This is a genomic window from Microbacterium sp. P5_E9 (genome assembly GCF_054049175.1).
The window spans coordinates 1-508 of the sequence record NZ_JBFUMV010000176.1; the positions used below are offsets into that span (position 1 = coordinate 1).

A 508-nucleotide genomic window follows, 5' to 3' on the forward strand; every position below is an offset into this window, starting at 1 on the left:
AGTCGGCATCGAACACCTCGCGCAGCAGGAAAGCGGCCCGCGCCTCGGGCGCCAGCCGTTCGAGCATGAACAGGAAGGCCACCGAGACGTCGTCGGACAGCTCCTTGGTCTGCTCGGGCGTGCTGGGCTCGTCGGTCAGCACCGGCTCGGGCAGCCAGTAGCCGACGTAATGCTCGCGCTGCACCTTGGCGGCGCGCAGCCGGTCGATCGAGATCCGCGTGGTGATGGTCACCAGCCAGGCCTCGGCGTTGTCGATATTTTCCTGCTCGGCCTCGTGCCAGCGCAGCCAGGCGTCCTGCACCACGTCCTCGGCCTCGGCCACGGCGCCGAGCATGCGGTAGGCGATGCCCTGCAGGCGCGGGCGAAGGCGGTTGAAGGTGGTGGTGGGGTCGGTCATTTGCACCTCAGACGGTTGAGCGGCTGCGCTTGTGACTCGGGTGTTCCGTCAGCCGCCGTCTTCTCCTCGATTGGCCTGCCAGAAAGCTTCGAAATCGAATGAAAGCTGCCG

General features: G+C 66.7%; 1 protein-coding gene. It reads right to left on the bottom strand.

Annotation, left to right across the window (positions count from 1 at the left end; genetic code table 11):
• A partial coding sequence (locus ACXJ3V_RS20850; RefSeq protein WP_457102262.1) for a sigma factor occupies positions 1-397 on the bottom strand: 397 nt, incomplete at its 3' end.
• Positions 398-508: the final 111 nt, after the last annotated feature.